A 22,877-nucleotide genomic window follows, 5' to 3' on the forward strand; every position below is an offset into this window, starting at 1 on the left:
TTTTTTCTGCTGATCAGGCACCGTCTTGATCTTTCAGGTGTTCGAACAGGCCTTTTGGCATTTTCTTGCCGTTGGCTTCAAAGTTGGCCTTCACGTTGTTGTAGGCCTCTTGCTCATCGATAAAGCCATCGTGGTTGGTGTCGATCTTGTCGAAATCGGACTTCGGCGCGACTTTGAGGAATTCGGCGCGGGAAACCTTGCCGTCACCATCGCTGTCAGTCTTGGCCATCGAAGCATCGCCACATTTGCCTTCACCGCATTTGCCTTCCGGCGCTTTCACCGAGGTTTCCGCCGAGGCGACCATGTAGCCCTGCGCCAGTGGTTGAGCGGCAAACACCGAACCAGACAGCATCAGGCCACCCGCCAGTGCGGCGCCGATCAGGCCAATGGATTTTTTACCGAGGGTCGAAGTACGGGACATTTACATTCTCCTGGGCTGCACTGTGCAACCACGCGTTAAGGACGATTGCCTGAGCAGGTGTTGCTCGGGTGTGGCCATTAAGCGGTGGCGGTGTATCGCAACTGTGTCGCGCAGCGGGGGAGTTTGTAAGCGAAGGTGGGAAAAGCGGGGCGGGGATACAGTAAGAAACAGATCTTTCGATCAACACAAAACAATGTGGGAGCGAGCCTGCTCGCGAAGGGGTTGTATCAGGCGACATTTCTGTCGTTTGACTCACCGCATTCGCGAGCAGGCTCGCTCCCACAGGTTTACATCAATGCAGTTTCAGACGCGGCTCGGTGCCACGGCCAATCTTGCTGCCCAGCATCAACATCGCCGTGCGGAACGGCCCGTACAGCGCCATCTGGTGCATGCGATACAGCGACACGTAAAACATCCGCGCCAGCCAGCCTTCGAGCATCACACTGCCGGTGAGGTTACCCATCAAGTTACCCACAGCCGAGAAACGCGACAGCGAGATCAGCGAGCCGTAGTCGGTGTACTTGTACTCCGGCAGAGTCTTGCCTTCGATGCGCAGCTTCAGCGACTTGGCCAGCAACGACGCCTGCTGGTGCGCGGCTTGCGCCCGTGGCGGCACGTTGCGGTCGGTACCCGGTTGCGGGCACGCGGCGCAATCGCCGAAGGCGAAGATGTTTTCATCGCGCGTGGTTTGCAGGGTCGGCAACACTTGCAGTTGATTGATGCGGTTGGTTTCCAGGCCATCGATGTCCTTGAGGAAACCCGGTGCGCGAATGCCCGCTGCCCAGACTTTCAGGCTGGCCTTGATCTCGTTGCCATCGGCAGTGATCAGGCTGTCGGCGGTCACTTCGCTGACCGAGGCGTTGGTCATCACATTGACCCCGAGTTTTTCCAGGGTCTTGTGTACCGGCCCGCTGATGCGTTCCGGCAGGGCTGGCAATACTCGAGGCCCGGCTTCGATCAGGGTGATGTGCATGTTTTCCGGTTTGATCCGGTCCAGACCATAAGCCGCCAGTTCATGGGCAGCGTTGTGCAGTTCGGCCGCCAGTTCAACGCCCGTCGCACCGGCACCGACGATCGCCACGCTGATCTGCTCGATCACATCGGTTTGCCCGGCGTGAGCACGCAGATAGTGGTTAAGCAGTTGCTGGTGGAAGCGCTCGGCCTGTTTGCGGGTGTCGAGGAACAGGCAGTGTTGCGCTGCGCCCTGAGTACCGAAATCGTTGGTGGTGCTGCCGACGCTGATCACCAGCGAGTCGTACTGCACTTCACGTGCCGGCACCAGTTCTACGCCGTTTTCGTCGTAGGTGGCGGCCAGCTGGATTTTCTTCTGCGCGCGATCGAGCCCGCTCATGCGCCCCAGCTGGAACTCGAAGTGGTTCCATTTCGCTTGGGCAACATAGTTGAGTTCGTCTTCGGAGGAGTTCAGCGATCCGGCGGCCACTTCGTGCAGCAGTGGTTTCCAGATGTGCGTCAGATTGGCGTCGACCAGCATCACACTGGCCGTGCCGCGTTTGCCCAGAGTCTTACCCAGACGGGTAGCCAACTCCAGACCGCCGGCGCCGCCGCCGACAATAACAATACGATGGGACATGGGGATAACTCGCAAGGTTTTTAAAGGAAATCGGTGCGGTTACCCAAGCGAGCGCCAAGCAGCTCATAGCGTCAGGTAACTGATAAATCGGCTCAACAGGCCCAGACCAATGGTCACTGCCAGCACCAGCACCAGGAGCATCCACGGCCGGAATGGCCGGCGCTCGACTCGGTGTTGGGACAGTTGCAGGTACTCTTCGACATGTTTCTGGTCTTCGGGGTTCAGGCGGCTGGTCATATTTGCCTCGTCAGGTAGACGTTGCTGAATGGGCAGAAGCTACAGCGGTTTTTATCCGGGGTTGAACGCAGCATAGCCGCTGTCCGGAACCGGTTCGACGCTCACGCTATCTTCGAGGCGAATGATCCCGCTTTGTAACACCCGCGCGGTAATTCCGCCATGCCCGCGCACCGCTTGAAAAGTGCCAGGGCCGAGGTTGTTCTGCAGGCGTGCGCAGGGCTGGCACCAGCCCGTGGTTTCGAATATTGCCTGACCGATGCGAAAGCGCCGACCCTTGAGGCTAAACAAATTGATACCGCTGATAACAAGATTGCGCCGCAGGTCTTCAGGCCTGATTGGTTGATCGTCGGGGCGGCCCATCAGGGCGTTGATCACCGGCAGATGTTCCCACTGGATCAGCGTGACCTGCCGCGCGTTACGCACACCAGGCCGGGCGTGGTCGCCGGTCAGTCCTGCTTCCAGTCGCGCCTCCACTGCATCGAGTTCGATCATCGGCCCACGGGATTCGGGGCGCACGCCGATCCAGCGTACACGCCCAGTCTGCGGCACATCGGCGATCAATTGCTGAAGTGGCGTCACAGGCTGATCCCGACATCGAAGACGATGCTGCGACCGAGGTTGCTGCGCAGAAAATCCGGCGCGTCCGGGTGGGCGAACAGCACGCGGGCGAAGGTCGGGCCGACGAGCGACAGCGAGCGCCAGCCCTGACGCAGGTATTCGGTGGGCGGGGGGAAATGGCTGTTCAAATCCAGTACTTCTCGTTTGAGGCTGGCGAAGGCGATGATGTCCAGTTCGCCGAGATCCATGCCGCGTTCTTTGTAGTTGTGGGCTTTTTTGCGCAGGGTCGGCGCCAGTCGCAGCAGGAATTCATTAGCCGGGATTCGTTTGGGCTTGGCTTCGCGGCGGACCAGTTGGCTGAGGGAAAAGGCGCTGCGCCGCCGCTGCAATTCATCACGCCACTCATCGTTGAGTCGGCGCCCCTCATCGAGAACGAAGAACACTTCGAAATTGGCATCCCGAAACAAAACGTCCGGCGGTTCGCCAGCGGGCGCGAATTCGTCGGCGCGGTAGGGAATGTTCAGGCCTTGCAGCAGGCGCTGACAGACCCAACGCTCACGCTCCCATTTGCGGGCATTGGACAGAAAGGCGTTGGCCTGCTCGGCCGCGATGGTCAGCAGGCGTAAATAATCTGAGTCATCCATAGGCCCAAGCTTAGCGTTCAAATGCGACAAACAGATAGCTTTGCATCAGCTGATGCGTTGCGGGCGGCGGTGTAGACTGCCACAAAGGACGTAAAGCCATGGATAAAGTGAGGGAATGATGATCGGTGCCGAACTGTTGTCCTCGGCGAGCCTGACGCTCGGCTGGCTGATTTATCTGCCGGTGCTGCTCTGGGCGATTACGCGCGCGCCGTGGGTCGAGTTGTTCAGCGACAGCCGGCGTCAGCATCTGTTGTTCGGCACGGTATTCGCGCTATTTCTGTTGTGGCTGGTGCGCAGGGATTTCGACACCGGCGTGTCCTATCACTTTATCGGCATGACCGCCGTGACATTGCTGCTGGATTGGCCGCTGGCAATTGTCGGTGGCCTGGTCGCACAGATCGGCCTGGTGCTATTGGGTCGTCAGGATTTGCTGGCGGTCGGGGTCAATGGCTCGCTGCTGATCCTGTTACCGGTGTTGATCACTGAATGTGTGGCGATCCTCGTCGAGCGCGCACAGCCACGTAATCCGTTTGTTTATATCTTCTGCTCCGGATTCTTCGCTGCGGCGTTGTCCGCGCTGTTATGTCTGATCCTGAGCCTGACGCTGCTGTGGTACGACGGTCTCTTCGCCATGCCGGAATGGCTGGAAGACTTCATCGGGTATCTGTGGCTGCTGCTGTTTCCCGAGGCGTTCATCAACGGCATGGTCGTCAGCGCACTGGTGGTGTTCTGCCCGGAATGGCTGGAGACATTCAATCGCACGCGTTACCTTGCGGCGCCGTGGAAGGACGACGATCCCAAGTCTTGATCCATATCAAACCCGCCATGCGCGGGAAATTTCATGCTCGCGCAAATCCCTTCAGGAGCAGCGGCATGAGTGTGTACGAGTGGGCAAGGCAGGAGACCCGGCAGAGTCTGGACATGGCGCAGGAGGTGGGCTTTGACCCGGGTTTGAGTTTGCGCGCCTTGCTCAGTGCGGTGGTGCAGCAGAGCAAGGCCGTGCGCAACGCCGAAGACCTGGCCGACGAGTTGCGCTTTCTGGCGGAAAACCTCGACGACGATCAGGACTACGGTTTTATGCGGCCCTGATCGAGATCAGTGACGCGGATCGAAGTCGCCGGAAAACAGTTCGTCCTCGGCATCCGGTGCGACCGGAATCTTGTGTTCTTCCGACGCCCAGGCGCCGAGGTCGATCAGCTTGCAGCGATCAGAGCAGAACGGCCGAAACTTGTTTTCGGGGATGAATTCCACGGGGGCGCCGCAGGTCGGGCATTCAACGGTGGGAATCTGGCTCATGCTTGGCCTCCGGATAAAGTCAGGTAAAAGTGATGCAGACGCTCGACTTCGCTGTGCAACCAGGCGAGGTCGCGGTCATTGACCACCACGTCGTCGGCACGGCTCACGCGGTCTTCGCGGCTCGACTGGGCCTTGAGAATCGCCTGAACCTGCTGCTCACTGGTCTGGTCACGCTGCAAGGTGCGTTCGATCTGCAGTTGTTGCGGAGCGTCGATGACTAGAATGCGTTGGGTCATCGCGTATTGCCCGGATTCGATCAACAGCGGCGAAACCAGAATCGAGTAAGGCGATTTTGCCAGCGCCAGGTGATGCGCGATTTCCTCGGCGATCAACGGATGCAGCAGTGCTTCGAGCCAGCGCCGTTGCTCCGGCACTTCAAAGATCAGTTTGCGCAGGGCGGCGCGATCCAGCGTGCCATCGGCCAGCAGTACGCCGGGGCCGAAATGTTCGGCAATCTTTGCCAGCGCCGGACGCCCCGGCTCAACCACCCAGCGCGCCGCGTGATCGGCATCCACCACGTGGATACCCAGGTCGATGAAGTGCTGGGCCGCCGCGCTTTTGCCGCTGCCGATGCCGCCGGTGAGGCCGAGAATCCAGGGTTTTTCCACAGGGGTATTCATTTCAAACCGACAGACTGCCAATAGAAGGCGGTTATTTGACCACCCCAGAGCAACGCAATCCAGCCGGCAATTGCCAGATAGGGGCCGAATGGGATCGGCGTCGAGGTTTTCTGCTCGCGCAAGCGCAGCAAAACCACTCCGATAATGGCGCCGACCAGTGATGACAACAGAATGGTCAGCGGCAGAATCTGCCAGCCGCCCCATGCCCCCAGCAGCGCCAACAGCTTGAAATCACCGTGGCCGATGCCGTCCTTGCCGGTCAGAAGCTTGAACAGCCAGAACACTGACCACAGCGCCAGATAACCGGCCACCGCGCCCCACAGTGCATCGTGCAACGGTACGAACACGCCAAAGCTGTTGGCGATCAACCCCAGCCACAGCAGCGGCAGCACCAGCACATCGGGCAATAGTTGATGCTCGGTGTCGATCAGGCTCATCGCCAGCAACCCCCAGGTGAGGACGATCAGCAGGCACGCCGGCCAGCCAAACCCGAGATGCCAGGCGATGAAGGCCGAGAGCAAGCCGCAGGCCAGCTCGGTCAGCGGATAACGTTTGCTGATCGGCGCGGTACATGCTGAACAACGCCCGCGCAGGCACAGATAGCTGAGCAGCGGAATATTTTCCCACGGGCGGATCCGGTGGGCGCAATGCGGGCATTCGGAGTGCGGCAGCATCAGGTTGTAGGTCGGTTGCGGCGCTTCGCCGGGCAAACCGAGCACATCATGGGCCTGCTGGCGCCAGTCGCGTTCGAGCATTTTCGGCAGGCGCCAGATCAGCACGTTGAGGAAGCTGCCGACCACCAGACCGAGCAACAGGGCGGTGAAGACAAAGGCCAGCGGGTACAGGGCAAACAGTTCGTCGATAGGCATGTCAGATCGCTGAGCCGAGTTGGAAAATCGGCAGGTACATGGCCACCACCAGCCCGCCGACGATCACCCCCAGCACGACCATGATGAACGGCTCCATGAGGCTGGTGAGATTGTCGACCATGTTATCCACTTCCTCCTCGTAAAACCCCGCGACCTTGTCGAGCATTTCGTCCAGCGCGCCGGACTCTTCGCCAATCGCCGTCATCTGCACGGCCATGTTGGGGAAGACCCCGGTGCTGCGCATCGAGAAATTCAGCTGCATGCCGGTGGAGACGTCCTGGCGAATGCGCAGCACCGCGCGCTTGAACACAACGTTGCCTGTGGCGCCGGCCACCGAGTCGAGCGCTTCCACCAGCGGCACACCGGCGGCGAAAGTAGTGGAAAGGGTTCGGGCAAATCGCGCCACGGCGGACTTGTACATCAGGGTGCCCACCAATGGCAGTTTCAACAGCCAGGTGTCTTTGCGATCGCGCAATGCCTGAGACGTTTTCAGTGCATGGCGAGTGCCGAAAATCGCCGCGACCAGCGCGCCGAGAATCGCCCACCACCATTGCTGCATGAATTCCGAAAGGCTGATCACCATCAGGGTAAAGGCCGGTAACTCTGCACCGAACCCCGAGAATACCGACTGGAATTGCGGCACCACTTTAACCAGCAGAATTCCGGTCACAACCGCTGCGACCAGCACCACGGCGGAGGGGTAAGTCATGGCTTTCTTGATCTTGGCCTTGAGCCGTTCGCTTTTTTCCTTATAAGTTGCGACCCGTTCGAGCAAGGTGTCGAGCGCGCCGGACTGCTCGCCGGCATCGACCAGGTTGCAATACAACTCGTCGAAATACTGCGGCTTCTTGCGCAGGGCTGTGGCGAAGCTGTTACCGGCCGCGACCTCCTGTTTGACCTCGTCGACCAGCTTGCGCATGGCCGGGTTTTCAAAGCCTTCGCCGATGATGTCGAACGACTGCAACAGCGGCACGCCGGCCTTCATCATGGTCGCCATCTGCCGGGTGAACAGGGCAATGTCCTGGGCCTTGATGCGTTTGCCCAAGCTCAACAACGAGGTGGATTTTTTGCGCACCTTGCCGGGATTGATCCCCTGTTTGCGCAGTTGTGCCTTGATCAGCGCCGGGTTCTGCCCGCTCAGCTCGCCGGTGACTTTGCTGCCTTTCCTGTCCGTACCTTCCCAAGCGTAGATACTGATTTTCGCTGCCTTGACCGCCATGTTCAGTCCTTGGTGACCCGATTGATTTCTTCAAGGCTGGTGATGCCTTGCATGGCCTTGTGCAGCCCTGAGGTGCGCAGGTCGTCGAAGCCGTCGCGGCGCATTTGAATGTCGATTTCCAGCGAGTTGCCTTCGGCCATGATCAAACGTTGCAACTCCGGTGTGTTTTTCACCACTTCATAAATCCCCACGCGTCCCTTGTAACCGCTGTTGCAGTGATCGCAACCGACCGGCTCGTAGATCGTGAAATGGCCGATGCGTTCCTCGGGGAAACCTTCCTTGATCAGGGTTTCGCGTGGGATCTCGATGGGTTTCTTGCAATGGCTGCAGAGCTTGCGCGCCAGACGCTGAGCGATGATCAGGCTGACCGATGTGGCGATGTTGAAACCGGGAATGCCCATGTTGTGCAGGCGGGTCAGGGTTTCCGCAGCGCTATTGGTGTGCAGGGTCGAGAGCACCAGGTGGCCGGTCTGCGCCGCCTTGATCGCAATCTCGGCGGTTTCCAGATCGCGGATCTCGCCGACCATGATCACGTCCGGGTCCTGCCGTAGAAACGAGCGCAGCGCCTGGGCAAAGTCGAGGCCCTGTTTGGGATTGACGTTGACCTGGTTGATGCCTTCCATGTTGATCTCCACCGGATCTTCGGCGGTGGAAATGTTGATGTCGACGGTGTTGAGGATATTCAGGCCGGTGTACAGAGACACGGTTTTCCCCGAGCCGGTGGGGCCAGTGACCAGAATCATGCCTTGAGGCTGCTTGAGCGCGGCCATGTACAAGTCTTTCTGCACCGGCTCGTAGCCGAGCGCGTCGATGCCGATCTGTGCGCTGGACGGGTCGAGAATCCGGATCACCACTTTTTCGCCCCACAGGGTCGGCAGCGTGTTGACCCGAAAATCGATCGACTTGCTCTTCGACAGGCGCATTTTGATCCGCCCGTCCTGCGGCTTGCGTCGTTCCGAGATGTCGAGGCTGGCCATGACTTTCAGGCGTGCGGCGATGCGCCCGGCCAGTTGAATCGGTGGCTTGGCCACTTCGCGCAGGATGCCGTCGGTGCGCACCCGTACCCGGTAGTTCTTCTCGTAGGGTTCGAAGTGCAGGTCGGAAGAGCCGCTCTTGATCGCGTCGAGCAGCATCTTGTGGACGAAGCGCACCACGGGTGCATCGTCAGCGTCGAGGCCAGCGATGGCGTCCTGTTTGTTGTCGTCGATGGATTCGACATCGAGGCCGTCGAGGTCGACATCGGCCATGTCCTCCAGACCACTGGCGTGGGTGTCGAAGAACTTTTCGATGGCATCGCTGAGCTTGTCGTCCTCGACCAGAATGGCTTCGGTGCTCAGTCCGGTGCTGAACTGAATGTCGTTGATCGCTTGATGATTGCTCGGATCGGAAATCCCCACGAACAGCTTGTTGCCCCGCCGCCACAAGGGCAGGGCGTGATGCTGACGGACCAGTTTTTCGCTGACCAGCCCTTTGGGCTGGGTTTCCTTGTCGAGGCAATTGAGATCAAGGAACGCCATGCCGAAATGCTCGCTGGCGATCTCGGCCACTTGCCAGCTCTTGACCAGTTTGTTCTGCACCAGATAGCTGACCAGTGACAGGCGATTGCGCTGGGCCTGTTGCCAGGCTTGCTGGGCGCTTTTTTCTGTCAGCAACTCGGCCTGCACCAATTGCTTGGCCAGACCGCTCAGAGCGATGTCATTCATGGGGATTCCGCACGCTTGCAGTTCATGACTTATAGCCTAGTCAAGTGACAGCGCCAAACACGGCGGGTACAGGTGACAAAAAGTGTCAGATAGTGCGGTTGCGGGTTGTAGGAAATGGCGTTGTAGAGGGGACGCGCCCAACGGACGGGGCTTGGAGGCGTTGGCATGGCCTATGCTGCGTCCCTTGCAGATCATGAGATTTCGACTCATGCATGGAGCGTGTCTATGAAAAAACAACAAGGTTTTACTCTGATCGAACTGTTGATCGTGGTGGCGATCATCGGGATTCTGGCGACTATCGCCCTGCCGCAGTATTCCAAGTATCAGGCGCGGTCGAAGGTGACGGCGGGGCTGGCGGAAATCAGTGCGATGAAGGTGCCGTTCGAGGACACCATTAACCAAGGTACCGCTCCGGATATAACCACCGTAAATGGCGGTACAACCACCACCTCCAACTGTACGGTGGCGGTTACAGGCACGGCGGCGACGGGTGCGGGCACCATCAGCTGCACGTTGCTCAACGCTCCGGGACCGGTACTGGGCAAAACCATCACGCTCACTCGTTCGGGCGCTGCTACTGGTAGTACCTCTGGTGTGTGGACCTGTGGCACTACTGTCAACGCGGATTATTCGCCAAAAGGCTGTACCGCCAGCGGTACGTGATTGCTAGCGTGTGACGACCGAATGCCCTGCCACGCAGGGCATTTTTCGTTACTAGGTGAAAATAAAAGTATCAATAATTTCAGCAGCTTATGAACTTTTTAAAAAGCCGCAACTTGCATGTGAAAATTGCACAAGTCATGCATTTTGCATGAATCCGAAAATCGCAGATTATAATAAGTCATTGTTTTTTAAGGAAATTAACAAGTCTGAAAAGTTGGCACAGCGTTCGCAACTACCTTGGTAACCCTGCTGACAAGACAACCAGCAGACTTTCCAGAAAAACAGGAGTTACTCGTATGAAGAAGTTCGCTATCACTGCCGCTGCTGCTACCGCGCTGACCCTGACCATGGCTTCCGGTGCATTCGCACAATCCACCCAGGCTACCCAGGCTCCAATGACTCTGGCCGCCGGTGAAATGACCAAGGCTAAAGAAACTACTTCCGATACCTGGATCACCACCAAAGTCAAAAGCGACCTGGTCACCGAAAAAGGCATTCCGGGCACCGACATCAAAGTAGAAACCAACAAAGGTGTTGTATCGCTGTCGTCGACTGTAGCCGTTACCGAGTCTCAGAAAGCTACCGCTGTAGCGATCACCAAGAAAATCAAAGGCGTCAAAGCGGTCTCCGCTGACGGCCTGAAAGCCGAGTAAGGCATGACTTCTCGCCTGGACCGGGAGAAGACGCGACAGACGGGCCGAGCAATACGTCTGCCGCAACTTTAGAGTTCATGCGAACGGTCACACGGATGTGACCATTGCAGGCCCCGCCACTTGTGCCGGGGCCTGTTCTATTTCAGGGACGAAAGAATCGAAGGGCACCGCAAAACAACTGTGGGAGCGAGCTTGCTCGCGAAAGCGGTATGCCAGTCACAATGGATTTGACTGACCAGACGCCTTCGCGAGCAAGCTCGCTCCCACATGGGTATGTGATTTGGATCAGTTTCTGCGTTTGCTGTTGATCTGGCGCAGACGGTTGCCTTCGAAGCGCAGGTATTGGTACATGCCGTTGCTCGGGCCGTAGGTCCATTCCTCGACCTGAAACTCCTCGCGGCGATTGGCGCTGCGTTTGTAACCGAGCACATCACGACTGACCGGTTCACCGCACTTTTGCAGGACTTCGCTGGAGCGGTCGCCAAGGCTGATCAGTTGGCTGCCGCAGCGCAGCGTATCGGACGCCGAGGCGTGACTGGCCGTGAACGTCATTGCGAGCAAGGCCAGCCACTGCAGTTTCATCACTCGGCATCCAGATGCATTTGCGTGACCACGCGGCCGTCGCTCTCGGCCTCGCCAAGATTGGCGTCGATGAAGTACACGCGGTCGTCTGCCAGTTGACCTTTATCGACCAGATAATCCTTGATGCTGCTGGCACGGTCCTGACCCAACTGACGCAGCAGTACATCGCTGCCACTCCAGAACTGAATCACGCCTTCGCGCATCTTCGCCGTACGTTCTTCCTTGCCCAGATCCTTCCATTCGGCCGGTGGCTGGGTTTTCAGACGAGTACGGTAGATGCCTTCTAGCAGTGGGCCTTTCTCGCCCTCCGGCACTTGCAGCAGCGACGCCTGAGCCGGGACTTTATCGCCACGACGCTGGAGCATCTTGTAGTAGTTGTATTGGTATTCGCGCTCCAGACGCTGCTCGGCGAGCAACGGGCCGTCACTGCTCTTCGCTGCTGTGCCTTCGATTTCCAGACGCAGTGCCGGACGTTCCTTCAGTGCCTGGGACAGTTTGACCAGCGCCGCTTCGGCATCCTTGCTCAAGTCGCTGGAACCCGGCGCAAACGACACGGTGCCGAGGTCTTCCGAGCCGCCGCCATTGATCAGCCCGCCGATCATCTTGAACGGTGCGGCAGCGGCTTTGACGATCAGGTTGCGCAGGGTCTGCCAGACAATCGGCATCACGCTGAACTGTGGATTGTTCAAGTCGCCGGTGACCGGCAGTTCGATGGAGATCTTGCCGTCGACGTCCTTGAGCAAGGCGATCGCCAGTTTCAGCGGCAGGCTCACGGCGTCCGGGCTGTCGACTTTTTCGCCGAGCTGCAATTGCTCGACCACCACCTTGTTCTCGGCTTTGAGCTGACCCTTGGTGATCAGGTAATGCAGGTCAAGGTTGAGCCGGCCCTTGCGGATACGGTAGCCGGCAAATTTGCCGGAGTAGGGCGTCAGTGTTGTCAGCTCGACGCGTTTGAAGCTGGTGGCGATGTCGAGGCTGGCCATCGGGTCGAACGGATTGACCGCGCCCTTGATGGTTACGGGCGCATAGCGATCGACCTTGCCTTTGATGTCGACGCTGGCCGGTTTGGCCTGACGGCTGTCGATGGTACCGATCTGGCCGTTGAGCTGTTGCACTGCGGTGGCGAAGTTCGGTGTCAGGCTGAAGTCGGCGAAGTTGGCCGAGCCGTCATTGATGGCGATGCCACCGATGTGAATACCCAGCGGTTTTTCGTTGCTGGCCGGTTTCGCTGCGGTGCTTTTCGCGCCACTGTCGGCGGGTTGTGGAATCAGCAGATCATCGATGTTGGTGGTGCGATCATCGTTGATCATGAATCGCGCATACGGCTGGAACAGGTTGATCTTGTCGATCGACAGGCTGTCGCCGTGTTGATAATTCAGGCCTTCGACCACCACTTGCTGCCACTTGAGGAAGTCGCGGGTTTTCAGGGTGTCGAGGGTGTGCAGTTGATCGATCTGCGCGCGCCCGGTGACGCTGAGCGCAAGCGGTTCGGTGCTCTTCAGATTGACCTTCAGATCGCTGCCAAGCATGCCGCTGCGCAGTTCCAGGCGAATGAACGGATTGATGTAGGACTGCGCGACACGCAGGTCGATGTCCTGGGTCTTCACGTTGAGCTGGGCGTTGACCGGGGCAAGATTGACCGTGCCGTCGGCCATGATCTTGCCTTGTTTGCCCACACCGCTGTCGAGCTTGAGCTTGAAGGGCGAGCCGTTGAGGCTGTCGAAATCCTGCAGGTCGACGTTCAGCGGGGTGATATCCAGAGCAACAGCCGGTTTGGCGGAGCGGTCGGCCAGATGCACGGTGTAATTGCGCAATTGCACGTCTTTGAGCAGCACCTGCCAAGGCTTGCTCGGCGCGGTCGGTTCAGCTTTCGGCGAGTCGGCAGCGGCCGGCGTGTTGGCCGGTTCTGCGGCGGCTTTGGCGGCCGGTTTCGACGGTTGGCTGGCGAACAGTTTCTGCCAGTCCAGTTGGCCGTCAGCTTCGAGCGCCGCCCAGGTTTCCAGTTTGTTGCTGCGGATCTTGCCGACCACGACTTGTTGCTTGGCCAGATCCACCGAGGTTTCGCTGACGTCGAGACGTTCGAGTTTCGCCAGTGGCCGCCCGTCCGGAGCCTTGATGGCGAACGGCGCGATGCTCACCGCGACGTTGTTCAACTGCAGTTCGGTTTCTTTCGACAGATTGAGTTTGTACTCGCTGCTGAGGCTGATCACGCCGTCTTCCAGTACCAGCGGCACCGAATCACGCACGTAAGGCCAGAAGGCTTTCATCTTGCCGTCGGTGACTTTCAGGGTGCCTTCGGAGGTGAACGGGATCAGGCTGAAATTGCCGCTCCAGTCGATCCGGCCACCGGCGGGGCCGATGGCGACCAGGGTCATGTCGGCGCTGTCTTCGGGCAGGGTGCTGAGGTTTTTCAGTTCGAAGCTGAGGTCATCGTAGAGAAACTCGATGGGTTCGCTCGGGCGCACGTCCTCAAAGTGCACGACGCCGCCAGCCAGTTTGATATTGTCGATGCGCAGCGGGAACGGTTTGGCGTTCGGGTCGGCTGGCGTCGGCTCACTGGCCGGCACGTTGAACAGGCCCAGCAGGTTGAGCTTGCCGTCTTTGGCGAAAAGGATTTCGCTTTTCGGCTTGTCCAGCTCGATGTTCGCCAGATGCAGGGCTTTGGTCCACAGGCTGTCGATTTGCAAGTCGGCGTACAGACGCTCGAAGCCGATCTGCTCCTTGCCCGGCTCGCCGATGACCAGCCCCCACAGGGTGACCTCAAGGCTGAACGGATTGAGCTCGATACGCTGGATATGTGCCGGCACCGTCGCGTAATTGGCCAGTTGTTGATTGGCCACACGCAGGGCGATGCCCGGCAAAATCAGAAACCCCAGCAGGCTGTAGAGGGCCAGAGCAGTCAACAAGGCGCCAATCGCGCGAATCAATCCTTTGGTCATGTGCGGCTTCATCTGTCTGAATCGGAGTGCCTTGGAGTATGGCACGCGATTCTGGTTCCGAAGTAATAGCCGTGCTGCAGGATTGTTCAGATTCTTCTGTAGGAGCACATTCCAAGTGGGAGCGAGCCTGCTCGCGAAAGCGTCATATCAGTCGCTCTATTTGTTGGCTCATACACCGCTTTCGCGAGCAGGCTCGCTCCCACAGGGGGAATAGTTGTCAGCTGCGCGGGCGGATCACAGCTGCAGGATCAGGGTTTTCAGCGGCGGTTGCTGGTCCATGGACGGGAAGTCGGCACCCGGGGTCATTACGCTCCACTCGCGCACCGGGCGCCCGGCCTTCTCGGCACAGCGCAGCACCTGCTCGCGCCAGTCATCCATGCTGACTTTCGCCAGGTTGTTGCAGCAGATCAGCACGCCATTGTCGGCGGTGGTCAGCAACGCCGGTTTGAGCAGGCTTTGATAATCGCGCAGCAGGTCGACGGTGCCGAATGCACTCTTGGCCCAGGCCGGTGGATCGAGCAGGACCAGATCGTATTGGCGCTGATCGAGACGCTGGTAGCTCGGCAGTTTTTGTCCCCGACGCTGGCTGATCGGCAGGCCGGCGAGTTGGCGGATGGCCGGGAAGTAATCCGACTGGATGAATTCCATCTCCGGCAGCTGTGGATTGAGCAGACCGTTTTCGCGACCGACTGCCAGATTACCCTCGGCGAAATCCAGATTGCACACTTCACTCGCGCCACCGGCAGCTGCGCTGAGGCCAACGCCGCAGGTGTAGGCGAACAAATTGAGCACGGATTTGCCTCTGGCGTGATCCTTGACCCAGCCACGGGTATTGCGCAGGTCGAGGAACAGCAGCGGATCCTGCCCGGCATGACGCCCGCGTACGCGGTAGTTCAAGCCCCATTCATGACCGACCAGATCGGCCAGCGCGGCGTCTTCGGCTTTATAGACGCTGTCTTCACGATCAATGCGCGAATTGCCACGGGAGCGGTCGTTGTAAACCAGTAACGTTTCCAGGCCCAATGTTTGATTGACCATGGCGTGCAGTTGCAGCAGGTCATCACGCTCCAGTGTCTGGTGAAAGCTTTGCACCAGCAGTTGCGGGCCGTAGCGGTCGATGGTCAGACCGCCAGCACCTTCCTGGCTGCCGTGGAACAGCCGATAACAATCGGTGCCCTGGCGGTGCAGCTCGGCCAGCAAATCCTGGCGTTGATCGAGGGCGGCGCGCAGCGCCTGATTCAAGGAAGACATGCGGGCGCCTTGCTGGAGAGAATGGGGGCGCGGGAGTTTAGCAGCTTGGCGGGCAATCGAGTTGCGCCCTTCGCGAGCAGGCTCGCTCCCACATGGGCATGCATTGCAAATGTGGGAGCGAGCCTGCTCGCGAAGCTTTTAAGTCAGCAAACCCATCCGGCGTTTGGCCCGCTGCACCGAACCATTGCGCATCGCCCAGCGCAGCATCGGCGCGCTGCGTCTGACGCTGGCGCGAATCAGTTGGCGTTGCAGTGAACTCTGGCGGACATCGAGCATGTCGCTGGCCCAGTCCGGCAGCAGATCGATACCGGCCTTCATCATCAAATCACCAAACGGGCGGGCCAGAACACTCGGTGCCGGCGCGGCGAGCAACAGGCGCAACACCTCACGACTGCGCTCGTCGCACAGCAGCTGCGGGCGCATCCTTTGCAGATAATCAGCCACGTCCTGCCGCGATTTCGGCACATCCCTTGCGCCCAGGCGTTCGGCAATTACGGCGATTTCCGCGTAATAACGATCCTGATCAGACCCCGACAACTGCGGATTGCGATAGCGCAGATGTGCCGCGAGAAAGTTGCTGACCTCGGCCACATGCACCCACGTCAGCAAGTCTGGATCACTTGCCGCATAGGGCTGGCCATCCGGCGCAGTGCCAACCACTTGCAGGTGAATGGTACGCACCTTCTCGATCAGCCAGTCGGCATCCCGCCGTGAACCGAAGGTGGTGCCGGAAACAAACTGACTGGTACGCCGCAAGCGCCCGAGCATGTCTTCACGGAAATTCGAATGATCCCAAACCCCGGCCAGCGCCAGCGGATGCAAGGCTTGCAGCAACAACGCGCTGATGCCGCCGATCAACATGCTGCTGAAATCGCCATGCACCTGCCAACTGACCGAGTCGGGGCCGAACAGGCCGGGATCGCCCTTGGGGTTTTCCAGGTCGAGTAGGCCGAGTGACAGACCGGTCAGGCTCATCAGTTGGTTTTCGATACGACTGCGGATGAATTCCATGACTACTCAGTGAAGAAAGGGCGGGCGCGGCCCGTTGACCGCGCCCGAAGCGTTACTGATTGAGGCGCTTGTCGATCAGGCCCTGCACCACGCTCGGGTCGGCCAGGGTCGAGGTGTCGCCGAGGCTGTCGAGTTCGTTGCAGGCAATCTTGCGCAGAATGCGCCGCATGATCTTGCCTGAGCGGGTTTTCGGCAAGGCCGGCGCCCACTGGATCAAGTCCGGTTTAGCAAAGCTGCCGATTTCCTTGCTGACGTGCGCCAGCAGTTCTTTCTTCAACTCGTCGTTGGATTCGGCACCGTTCATGGGCGTGACGAAGGCGTAAATGCCCTGACCTTTGACGTCGTGCGGATAACCGACCACGGCGGCCTCGGCGATGCTGTCGTGCAGCACCAAAGCACTTTCCACTTCGGCGGTGCCGATGCGATGGCCAGAGACGTTGATCACGTCGTCGATGCGCCCGGTGATCCAGTAATCGCCATCCTCATCGCGCCGTGCGCCGTCACCGGTGAAGTAATAGCCGGGGTAGGGTTTGAAATAGGTGTCGACCATGCGTTGCGGGTCGCCATAGACGCTGCGGATCTGCGCCGGCCAGCTGGATTTGATCGCCAGCACGCCGCTGCCGGCGCCTTTGATTTCCTTGCCGTGCTCATCGAGCAACACCGGTAGCACGCCGAACATCGGTTGCGTGGCGCAACCGGGTTTGATCCGCTGCGCGCTGACCAACGGGCTGAGCATGATGCCGCCGGTTTCGGTCTGCCACCAGGTGTCGACGATGGGGCAGCGCTGTTCTCCTACGACATTGAAATACCATTCCCACGCTTCTGGATTGATCGGCTCACCGACGCTGCCGAGTAATCTGAGGCTGGCGCGCGAGGTTTCTTTCAACGGTTCGGCACCTTCACGCATCAACGCGCGCAACGCGGTCGGCGCGGTATAGAAAATGTTGACCTTGTGTTTATCGATCACCTGCCAGAATCGTGAACTGCTCGGGTAGCTCGGCACGCCCTCGAACATCAACGTGGTCGCGCCATTGGCCAGCGGACCATAGACGATGTAGCTGTGGCCGGTGACCCAACCAACGTCGGCGGTGCACCAGAACACCTCGCCGTCGCGGTAGTCGAGCACGTATTTGAAGGTCATCGCCGCTTGCAGCAAATAGCCGCCGGTGGTGTGCAGCACGCCTTTGGGTTTGCCGGTGCTGCCTGAGGTGTAGAGGATGAACAGCGGATCTTCGGCATCCATCGGTTCCGGTGGGCAATCGTCGCTGACATCGCGTACAGCCTGGTGATACCAGAGGTCGCGGCCTTCGACCCAATCGACTTTGCCCTGGCTGCGTTCAACCACGACCACGGTGCTGACGTCCGGGCAACTTTGCAGGGCTTTGTCGACGTTCTGCTTGAGCGGCACGAACTTGCCGCCACGCACGCCTTCGTCGGCGGTGATGACTGTGCGGCAATCGGCATCGAGAATACGGTCACGCAGGGAGTCGGGGGAGAATCCGCCGAAAACCACCGAATGAATTGCGCCGATCCGCGAACACGCGAGCATGGCGTAAGCGGCTTCGGGGATCATCGGCATGTAGATGCACACCCGGTCGCCTTTGTTCACGCCACGGCTTTTCAGCACGTTGGCCAGTCGGCAGACATGGTGATGGAGTTTTTTGTAAGTGATTTGCGCCGATTCGGCAGGGTCGTCGCCTTCCCAGAGCAGGGCGGTCTGCGCGCCGCGTTGTTCGAGGTGGCGGTCGATGCAGTTGTAGCTGACGTTCAGTTTGCCCCCAGTGAACCAGGCGGCTTCGCCGGTTTTCAGGTCATAGCGCTGAACGGTCTGCCACGGTGTGCTCCAGTCGAGGAACTGCGTGGCCTGTTCGGCCCAGAAGGTGCTGGGGTGTTCAATGGATTCGCGGTACAGGCGCCGATAGTCTTCCTGACTCAACTGAGCAGCCCGGCGGACGGCATCGGCTTTGGGGAACGTGCTGATATCGAACATGACGGTTCCTTATTCTTGTGGTGCGACAAGGATAAAGATGCGCCGAGCGATGCAGAGGTTCAAGTCATGCGCAAAACAACTGTGGGAGCGAGCAGGCTCGCTCCCACATTGGAGATGGGTTGCCCACTGGAATTGTGGGCAACCCATTCACATCAACCGCGGTGACGACCGCGGAAGTAGTTGATCAAGCCCTGGGTGGAAGGGTCATCCGCGTTGGTTTCATCGCTGCCGACCAGACGGTTGTAAACGCCTTTGCCCAATTCCTTGCCCAGCTCCACACCCCATTGGTCGAAGGCGTTGATGCCCCAGACCACACTCTGTACGAACACTTTGTGCTCATACATCGCCACCAGTGCGCCGAGACGACGCGGGCTGATGCGTTCAACCACAAGGGTGTTGCTCGGACGGTTGCCCGGGATCACCTTGTGCGGCGCGAGTTTGTGCACCTGCTCTTCGCTCATGCCTTTGTCGCGCAACTCTTGCTCGGCTTCCGGCAGGGTCTTGCCGAGCATCAGCGCCTGGCTCTGCGACAGGCAGTTGGCGTACAGCCACTGGTGGTGGTCGGAGACCGGGTTGAAGCTGACGATCGGCACGATGAAGTCGGCCGGAATCAGCTGCGAACCTTGATGCAGCAACTGGTGGTAGGCGTGCTGACCGTTGCAGCCGACGCCGCCCCAGATCACCGGACCGGTATCGGTCGATACCGGCGTGCCGTCCTGACGCACGCTCTTGCCGTTGGATTCCATGTCCAGCTGTTGCAAGTGCTTGGTGATGTTGCGCAGGTAATGGTCGTACGGCAGGATCGCGTGGCTTTGTGCGCCCCAGAAGTTGCCGTACCACACACCGAGCAGGGCCAGCAGCACCGGCATGTTCTGTTCGAACGGCGCGGTCTGGAAATGCTGGTCCATGGTGTAGGCACCGGACAGCAGTTCCTTGAAGTTGGACATGCCAATGGCCAGCGCAATCGGTAAACCTATCGCCGACCACAGCGAATAACGACCGCCAACCCAGTCCCACATCGGGAAGATGTTTTCTTCGCGGATACCGAACGCCACGGCCGCCGCGTTGTTGCTTGAAACGGCGATGAAGTGACGATACAGCTCGGCTTCGGAACCGCCCTGCGCCAGGTACCAGGCACGTGCGGCTTGAGCGTTCTTCAGGGTTTCGAGGGTATTGAACGACTTCGATGAAACGATGAACAGCGTGGTCTCAGCGCGCAGTTTCTGCGTCAGCTCGTGGAATTCGCTGCCATCGATGTTCGCCAGATAATGGCAACGCACGCCTTTCTGCGCGTAGGACAGCAGCGCTTCGGACACCAGCTCGGGGCCAAGGAACGAGCCACCGATGCCGATATTGACCACGTCGGTGATCGGCTTCTCGGTGTAACCACGCCACAGACCATCGTGGATGCGGCCAACCAGATCGGTGATCTGGTTCAGCACCTTGTGTACTTCCGGCATCACGTTGACGCCGTTGACCGACAACTTGTCGCCCACCGGGCGGCGCAGGGCGGTGTGCAGCGCCGGGCGGCCTTCGGAAGTATTGACGATTTCGCCTTCAAACAGCGCTTTGATAGCGCCTTTGAGGTCGACTTCATTGGCCAGGTCGACCAGCAGGTTACGGGTCTGGGCGTTGATCAAATTCTTCGAATAATCGAGAAACAGTCCGCAGCTGCTGAGGGTGAATTGATTGAAGCGCTGCGGATCGGCGTTGAAGGCTTCGCGCATGCTGAAATCCTGCATGGCTTGGCGGTGATCTTTCAACGCTTGCCAGGCGGGCAGAGCGGTAACGTCTTGAGGAGTGAGGTAATACGCCATCGCTGCGGTTTTCCTTTTTACTTGAACGGCCTTTTGAACACTGAACAGACCCGGCACGCCATGTTTGGGCATGGGATCAACTGCGTCGACACGATTTCTGGACACAGGGCGAATACAGTAAACCTCGCGCTGCGTTCTGTCTTGACTTTGTCTGACCAGATCCCTGTACTTTTTTAACATCGCGACAGGGATTTGGCCGACAAACGGAGAGGGGCTGGGGCGATTTCGCGATCAGGCGAGCTGAACCGGGATGGCGTTGCTGGTGTGACTCAGCTCGTTGCCCGGTGCCATGTAGAGCATGCGCGGCTTGAAATTGACCAGCTCCGCTTCGCTGTAATGGGCGTAGGCACAAATGATCACGCGGTCACCGACCTTGGCTTTGTGCGCAGCGGCGCCGTTGACCGAGATCATCCGCGAGCCTTCTTCGCCACGAATCGCGTAGGTGGTGAAGCGCTCGCCGTTGTCGACGTTATAAATCTGGATCTGCTCGTATTCGCGGATGCCGGACAAGTCCAGCCACTCGCCATCAATGGCGCATGAACCTTCGTAATCGAGCACCGCATGGGTGACTTCGGCGCGGTGCAGTTTGGCCTTGAGCATGATCGCGTGCATGAGGTTTTTCCCGGGTTGGCATCGAACGGCGGGCAGTGTGCCCGAAGGCTTTTAAGGCGGCAATATGGCTGTAACTGGATCTTTAAAACACAAAAAAACCTGTGGGAGCGAGCTTGCTCGCGAAGGCGTCATGTCAGTCGATATTTACGTCAGCTGACAGATTGCATTCGTGAGCAAGCTCACTCCCACAGGTTATCGGTGAGGCTTAAACCGGGGTATCGAGATTCAGGTGCAGGTTATCGATCAACCGTGTGGTGCCGAGGAACGCGGCCACCAGAATCACCAGATCACGGTCTTCAGCCGTCGCCGGACGCAAGGTCAGCGCATGGCGGATTTCCAGATAGTCCGGGCGCAGACCCGCGGCTTCGAGCTGTTGCAACTGAGCACTGATCAGCGCCGGGAAGTCCCGTTCGCCTGTTTTGATCGATTCGGCAATGTTGCTCAGCGAGCGATAAACCACCGGTGCCACCGCACGTTGTTCTTCGCTGAGGAAACCATTGCGCGATGACAGCGCCAGGCCGTCGGCGGCGCGAACAGTCGGCTCGCCGATGATCTGGATCGGCATGTTCAGGTCGTGCACCAGAGCGCGGATCACCGCCAGTTGCTGGTAATCCTTCTGGCCGAAAATCGCCAGGTCCGGCTGGACCATGTTGAACAACTTGCTGACCACGGTCGCGACACCTTCGAAGTGCCCCGGCCGGCTGGCGCCACACAGGCCTTCGGACAGTTGCGGCACGCTGACCCGGGTCTGCCCGGCCATGCCATCGGGGTACATTTCCTCGACAGTCGGCGCGAAGAGCAGGGAACAGCCGGCTTCAAGGAGTTTCTCTTGATCCGCCGCCAAGGTGCGCGGGTATTTGTCGAGGTCTTCGCCGGCGCCGAACTGCAGCGGATTGACGAAAATGCTCGCGACCACGAAATCCACGCGTTGGGTGGCTTTGGTGATCAGTGCAACGTGACCGCTGTGCAGGTTGCCCATGGTCGGCACAAAGCCGATGCGCTTGCCTTCACTGCGGGCGCGGGCGACAGCGGCGCGCAGTTCGCGTACGGTTTTAACGGTGTTCATGCAGAGAATCCGTGTTCGATGCCAGGGAACGTGGTGGCTTTGACTTCGTTGACGTAAGCCTTCAGCGCGGACTGGATGCTGTCCTGACCGTGCATGAAGTTCTTCACGAACTTCGGCACGCGGCCAGTGATCGACAGGCCGAGCATATCGTGCAGTACCAGAACCTGACCGTCGGTTGCGTTACCGGCGCCAATGCCAATGACCGGGATCTTCACTGCCTGACTGATTTCGGCGGCCAGCTCGCTCGGCACGCATTCGAGCAGCAGCATTGCCGCACCGGCCTGTTCCAGCGAGATCGCATCGGCGCGCATCTGCCGCGCCTGGTTCTCGTTACGGCCCTGCACTTTATAGCCACCGAGAATGTTCACCGCCTGCGGGGTCAGGCCCATGTGCGCGCAAACCGGTACACCGCGCTCGGCGAGCAGACGGATCGATTCGGCAAGCCACAACTGACCTTCGACTTTGATCATGTGCGCGCCGGCCTGCATCAGCATCGCGCTGTTGCTCATGGTTTGTTCGAGGGTGGCGTTGGCCATGAATGGCAGGTCGGCGAGGATCAGGGCATCCGTGTTGCCGCGTTTGACGCAAGCGGTGTGGTAGGCCATTTCTGCGGTGGTCACCGGCAAGGTGCTGTCGTGACCTTGCAGGACCATGCCGAGGGAGTCGCCCACCAGCAGCACTTCGACACCGGCCTCGTTGCAGGCGTGGGCGAAGGTCGCGTCATAGCAGGTCAGCATGGTGATCTTTTCACCTTTCTGCTTGAGGCTCTGGAGCGTGGTCAGGGTGATGGCTGGCATGTAAAAAATCCTCGTTCAGGCGCTCTGGAAACTACTGCGAGTAACGCGCGTGATTCGTCATCTACTCAGGCGCACGCTCTTTTGTCGTGCTTATAAGGCCTGGATTGCGCCCGTATGTGCCGGGTTGGCGGCAGCGGGACGCCTATAGTCGTGATGAGCCAACAGGAAGTCAATTGCGTGTGTTACCGCATTGTTACGAGGGGAGTGTTACCGGCGTTACTGATGCGATTCAGCGGCGCGCTGGGGCTGATTCGGCGGTTTTTTGTCCGACAAAATCCAGCGTGCGCAATAAACCAATGTGGGAGCGAGCCTGCTCGCGAAGGCGGCGGATCAGTCAA

Annotated in this window: 23 protein-coding genes; 4 read left to right on the forward strand and 19 right to left on the reverse strand. The window is 59.2% G+C overall.

Going from position 1 to position 22,877, the window contains the following annotated elements; all coding sequences use genetic code 11:
* Positions 1-13: 13 nt before the first annotated feature.
* The 5 genes from L8H52_RS10865 to L8H52_RS10885 form a co-directional block, all read right to left on the reverse strand.
* Positions 14-421 carry a hypothetical protein gene (locus L8H52_RS10865; protein ID WP_016986236.1) on the reverse strand — a complete coding sequence of 136 codons (408 nt, stop codon included), beginning with the start codon at positions 419-421 and terminating at the stop codon, positions 14-16.
* Positions 422-713: 292 nt separating this feature from the next.
* The gene (locus tag L8H52_RS10870; protein ID WP_095121769.1) at positions 714-2,012 is read right to left on the reverse strand and encodes an NAD(P)/FAD-dependent oxidoreductase; all 1,299 of its coding nucleotides are present in this window, start codon (positions 2,010-2,012) and stop codon (positions 714-716) included.
* 63 nt (positions 2,013-2,075) lie between these two features.
* Positions 2,076-2,249, reverse strand: a complete 174-nt coding sequence (locus tag L8H52_RS10875) for a DUF3094 domain-containing protein (RefSeq protein ID WP_007909875.1) — start codon at positions 2,247-2,249, stop codon at positions 2,076-2,078.
* A 51-nt stretch (positions 2,250-2,300) separates the two neighbouring features.
* Positions 2,301-2,828, reverse strand: coding sequence for an MOSC domain-containing protein (locus L8H52_RS10880; protein WP_242207027.1), 528 nt, complete (start codon positions 2,826-2,828; stop codon positions 2,301-2,303).
* Positions 2,825-3,451, reverse strand: coding sequence for a DUF1780 domain-containing protein (locus L8H52_RS10885; protein ID WP_007909887.1), 627 nt, complete (start codon positions 3,449-3,451; stop codon positions 2,825-2,827). Before L8H52_RS10885 ends, L8H52_RS10880 begins: the two co-directional genes overlap by 4 nt.
* A 118-nt stretch (positions 3,452-3,569) precedes the next feature.
* Here L8H52_RS10885 and L8H52_RS10890 point away from each other — a divergent pair, with 118 nt between their 5' ends.
* Both L8H52_RS10890 and L8H52_RS10895 read left to right on the forward strand, forming a co-directional pair.
* On the forward strand, positions 3,570-4,259 hold the full coding sequence (locus L8H52_RS10890; protein WP_242207062.1) for an energy-coupling factor ABC transporter permease: 690 nt from the start codon (positions 3,570-3,572) through the stop codon (positions 4,257-4,259).
* A gap of 65 nt (positions 4,260-4,324) precedes the next feature.
* The gene (locus L8H52_RS10895; protein WP_007909901.1) at positions 4,325-4,540 is read left to right on the forward strand and encodes a hypothetical protein; all 216 of its coding nucleotides are present in this window, start codon (positions 4,325-4,327) and stop codon (positions 4,538-4,540) included.
* A 6-nt stretch (positions 4,541-4,546) separates the two neighbouring features.
* Here L8H52_RS10895 and yacG read toward each other — a convergent pair whose 3' ends face one another.
* Genes yacG through pilB form a run of 5 tightly spaced genes read right to left on the reverse strand, consistent with a single transcriptional unit; the run spans position 4,547 to position 9,158 of the window.
* Positions 4,547-4,747: a DNA gyrase inhibitor YacG gene (gene yacG, locus L8H52_RS10900; protein ID WP_095048684.1), complete on the reverse strand. Its 201-nt coding sequence runs from the start codon at positions 4,745-4,747 to the stop codon at positions 4,547-4,549.
* Positions 4,744-5,367: a dephospho-CoA kinase gene (coaE, locus tag L8H52_RS10905; RefSeq protein WP_242207028.1), complete on the reverse strand. Its 624-nt coding sequence runs from the start codon at positions 5,365-5,367 to the stop codon at positions 4,744-4,746. The genes yacG and coaE overlap by 4 nt, the downstream gene beginning before the upstream one ends.
* A complete protein-coding gene (locus L8H52_RS10910) occupies positions 5,364-6,236 on the reverse strand; it encodes an A24 family peptidase (protein WP_242207029.1) in 873 nt (290 codons plus the stop codon). Before L8H52_RS10910 ends, coaE begins: the two co-directional genes overlap by 4 nt.
* A 1-nt stretch (position 6,237) precedes the next feature.
* Entirely contained in the window at positions 6,238-7,455 is a 1,218-nt protein-coding gene (locus L8H52_RS10915; RefSeq protein ID WP_242207030.1) for a type II secretion system F family protein, read from the reverse strand.
* Between the two features lie 2 nt (positions 7,456-7,457).
* Positions 7,458-9,158, reverse strand: coding sequence for a type IV-A pilus assembly ATPase PilB (gene pilB / locus L8H52_RS10920; protein WP_242207031.1), 1,701 nt, complete (start codon positions 9,156-9,158; stop codon positions 7,458-7,460).
* Between the two features lie 225 nt (positions 9,159-9,383).
* On the opposite strand from pilB, the gene L8H52_RS10925 reads away from it, so the two are divergent.
* Both L8H52_RS10925 and L8H52_RS10930 read left to right on the forward strand, forming a co-directional pair.
* Complete coding sequence (locus tag L8H52_RS10925; RefSeq protein WP_242207032.1) at positions 9,384-9,821, forward strand: pilin; 438 nt, start codon at positions 9,384-9,386, stop codon at positions 9,819-9,821.
* A gap of 296 nt (positions 9,822-10,117) precedes the next feature.
* The gene (locus L8H52_RS10930) at positions 10,118-10,474 is read left to right on the forward strand and encodes a BON domain-containing protein (RefSeq protein ID WP_242207033.1); all 357 of its coding nucleotides are present in this window, start codon (positions 10,118-10,120) and stop codon (positions 10,472-10,474) included.
* Between the two features lie 285 nt (positions 10,475-10,759).
* Here the strand turns inward: L8H52_RS10930 and L8H52_RS10935 are convergent, their stop codons facing one another.
* From L8H52_RS10935 to panB, 9 genes are all read right to left on the reverse strand, one after another.
* Positions 10,760-11,056, reverse strand: coding sequence for a DUF2845 domain-containing protein (locus L8H52_RS10935; RefSeq protein ID WP_242207034.1), 297 nt, complete (start codon positions 11,054-11,056; stop codon positions 10,760-10,762).
* Positions 11,056-14,007, reverse strand: a complete 2,952-nt coding sequence (locus L8H52_RS10940; protein ID WP_242207035.1) for a DUF748 domain-containing protein — start codon at positions 14,005-14,007, stop codon at positions 11,056-11,058. Before L8H52_RS10940 ends, L8H52_RS10935 begins: the two co-directional genes overlap by 1 nt.
* A gap of 222 nt (positions 14,008-14,229) precedes the next feature.
* Positions 14,230-15,246: a class I SAM-dependent methyltransferase gene (locus L8H52_RS10945; protein WP_242207036.1), complete on the reverse strand. Its 1,017-nt coding sequence runs from the start codon at positions 15,244-15,246 to the stop codon at positions 14,230-14,232.
* Positions 15,247-15,384: 138 nt separating this feature from the next.
* Entirely contained in the window at positions 15,385-16,257 is an 873-nt protein-coding gene (locus L8H52_RS10950; RefSeq protein ID WP_242207037.1) for an oxygenase MpaB family protein, read from the reverse strand.
* Positions 16,258-16,309: 52 nt separating this feature from the next.
* On the reverse strand, positions 16,310-18,247 hold the full coding sequence (gene acs, locus L8H52_RS10955; RefSeq protein WP_242207038.1) for an acetate--CoA ligase: 1,938 nt from the start codon (positions 18,245-18,247) through the stop codon (positions 16,310-16,312).
* A 152-nt stretch (positions 18,248-18,399) separates the two neighbouring features.
* Entirely contained in the window at positions 18,400-20,064 is a 1,665-nt protein-coding gene (pgi, locus tag L8H52_RS10960; RefSeq protein ID WP_242207063.1) for a glucose-6-phosphate isomerase, read from the reverse strand.
* Between the two features lie 231 nt (positions 20,065-20,295).
* The gene (gene panD, locus L8H52_RS10965; RefSeq protein ID WP_003205654.1) at positions 20,296-20,676 is read right to left on the reverse strand and encodes an aspartate 1-decarboxylase; all 381 of its coding nucleotides are present in this window, start codon (positions 20,674-20,676) and stop codon (positions 20,296-20,298) included.
* A gap of 205 nt (positions 20,677-20,881) precedes the next feature.
* Complete coding sequence (gene panC / locus L8H52_RS10970; RefSeq protein ID WP_242207039.1) at positions 20,882-21,742, reverse strand: pantoate--beta-alanine ligase; 861 nt, start codon at positions 21,740-21,742, stop codon at positions 20,882-20,884.
* Positions 21,739-22,539: a 3-methyl-2-oxobutanoate hydroxymethyltransferase gene (gene panB / locus L8H52_RS10975; protein WP_016983495.1), complete on the reverse strand. Its 801-nt coding sequence runs from the start codon at positions 22,537-22,539 to the stop codon at positions 21,739-21,741. The genes panC and panB overlap by 4 nt, the downstream gene beginning before the upstream one ends.
* Between the last annotated feature and the right edge of the window lie 338 nt (positions 22,540-22,877).

This window comes from Pseudomonas sp. CROZ-RG-20F-R04-15 (assembly GCF_022662375.1).
Taxonomy (GTDB): domain Bacteria; phylum Pseudomonadota; class Gammaproteobacteria; order Pseudomonadales; family Pseudomonadaceae; genus Aquipseudomonas.